3 protein-coding genes are annotated in these 1,932 nt (G+C 61.4%); 2 read left to right on the top strand and 1 reads right to left on the bottom strand.

Going from position 1 to position 1,932, the window contains the following annotated elements; translation table 11 throughout:
* Both ACH2EH_RS07345 and ACH2EH_RS07340 read left to right on the top strand, forming a co-directional pair.
* Positions 1–392, top strand: a 392-nt coding sequence (locus ACH2EH_RS07345) for a hypothetical protein (protein WP_395140353.1), incomplete at its 5' end; no start/stop codon positions are given.
* A gap of 24 nt (positions 393–416) precedes the next feature.
* A complete protein-coding gene (locus ACH2EH_RS07340; protein ID WP_395140352.1) occupies positions 417–671 on the top strand; it encodes a hypothetical protein in 255 nt (84 codons plus the stop codon).
* Here ACH2EH_RS07340 and ACH2EH_RS07335 read toward each other — a convergent pair.
* On the bottom strand, positions 663–1,932 hold a 1,270-nt coding region (locus ACH2EH_RS07335; RefSeq protein WP_395140350.1), incomplete at its 5' end, for a hypothetical protein. The two genes, ACH2EH_RS07340 and ACH2EH_RS07335, sit on opposite strands and share 9 nt — an antisense overlap.

Genomic DNA, 1,932 nt, shown 5'->3' with positions numbered 1-1,932 from the left:
TGAAGATGTCTACCTTGGAAACCTATGGCCTCTCGGTGTGCTTTGTCGCGGCGATTGCCCTTGCCGTCGCGCTGTGTATGCTTCTCTACACACTCGTTCAGCTCTTCAGCCCCCTGTTTACCATGGACAAGTGGGACTACCAGCGGCACCTCTCCAACGATGCTTTCTGGGAGCATAAAATAGGGACGCGTCTGGAGGGGGAGTCGAGCGAGAAGCCAGCGCGACCGGAGGAGGAAGCGCTCACCCAGCAGCGTGAGAGTGCCTTTCAGTTTCTTTTGCAGACCAACCGCCACGAAGCGGCGAAGCTACTGGTCAAGGTCGTGATTTTTATCGTGGTGGATGCTCTGCTCTTTGGGAGCCACTGGCTGATCGCAAAGAGTGCCCATACCTAGCCCGTTGTGGCGTAGAATAGCCTCATGTCCATGAAAATCGCGACGGCAGCACTGCGCACCTACGACCTGCTCAAAGAGAGCCCTCGTGCCACGCCGCGCCGCTCGGACGCGCGTGACCCGGTGGTGCTGGAGGTGATTCAAGGGCGACTGCGGGAGCTGATCATCAGCTACCGAATCAACAGCCAGATCGGGCAGCATGGGCAGACGTTTATTTTTTTTAGCGAAGTGGAGCCCCTGGTGCGCGAAGGAGCCTTCGATGATCTTCTGTGGCTACTCTAGCGCCTCGATGATCTGTGGCTCACGTCTGACGAGCAAGCGACCCGCGAGCGGAACGGAGACGGCCCAGGCAAGTGGGGCGAGCCAGAGATAAGTGGTGAGGTAGGCGGCGGCTACCCCAACAAAAATATAGAGAATGGCGGTGATGAAGTCCTGGCTAGGGTTGGACTGCGCGGCCTTTCCCAGTATCGGGAAGGGTAAGAAAAGGCTGACAAAGTTACCCAGTGCGAGGATCCCAAAGATCCAGAGAATGCCCGTGAGAAAGTAGCCCGCGAGGGCTCTTGCCGGAGGATGCGCAAGGAAGCCGTACTCCGTGAGGGCAAAGGTGATGCAGCCCCCGAGCAGAGGCAGAAGGGCGAGATTCTTGCCCAGAATCCAGCGCCAGCGCGCCCCAGGAAAGCTCCAGAGCAGCCGTCCCGCCGCCGACTCGGTGCCCCACTGGTTGCAGGCGCGCTCCAGAAGCCAGAAGAGAAGGTAAAACACCGTGCCGGTGCCGAGGATCGAGTCCCAAAGCAGGCGCGGCGCGTTGGTGGGGTAGAGTGTGAGGACACCCACGACCACCATCACGATACTGGAGCGACTGAGTGTTCCCCGAAGCCGTGGCTCGCGCAGGAAGTACGAGAGCTCCTTGGCGGCAAGTGTCAGCGCGGAACCCTGTGCCAGGCGCTGTAGGGGCGAGATACCCACTTTCTCTCCGTTGTTACGCTCTGTTTCTGTACCCGCTCGTGCCGCCGCCAGCTTTCCTGCGAGTAGTAGTGCTCCGCCGCCCCAGGCCAGCAGGCCCAGACAGCCGACAATGCTACGCTGCGCCGCCAAGCCGGGAGGGCTGAGCGCGAGAACCACAGGCGGTGGGCCGGAGGGAAGGCTCGGGGGGGCGGCCTTTGCCGGAGCACGAAGGGCCAGCAGTAACGCACCCGCCGCGAGAAGAGGAGTCACCAGCGAGAGGCTCTCTCGCACCCTGCGGTTTCGTGCTAGCGCTCCGCCCAGAAAGAGCAGGGCTTGCCCCAAAAGAAGCGCGGTGAGAAGGAGTAAAATCTCTGGCACGAGCACGCCCAGACCAAAGTGCACGGGCAGTGCGATCAAAATTGGGGAGAGAATCAGAAGCCCGACGGGCTCTAGAAACGCGCCCGTGGCCAGCGCTGCCGCCAGTGTCCGAGGCGTGATTGGGTAGTGCAGGAGCCGCGCCGGGTCGCCGGAGGCAGGCAGGAGCGATGTGAGCAGGAGTGGGGTGGCGGCGAGATCCACAAAAAGCCACAAAAAGATC

Origin of the sequence: Armatimonas sp., assembly GCF_043760365.1 — a bacterium.
In the GTDB taxonomy this organism is placed as follows: domain Bacteria; phylum Armatimonadota; class Armatimonadia; order Armatimonadales; family Armatimonadaceae; genus Armatimonas.
This window is presented reverse-complemented; position numbering and strand designations above follow the sequence as displayed.

Coding starts and splice junctions, on each gene's coding strand:
- ACH2EH_RS07340 (WP_395140352.1), top strand. CDS start 417: ATGTCCATGAAAATCGCGACGGCAGCACTGCGCACCTACGACCTGCTC.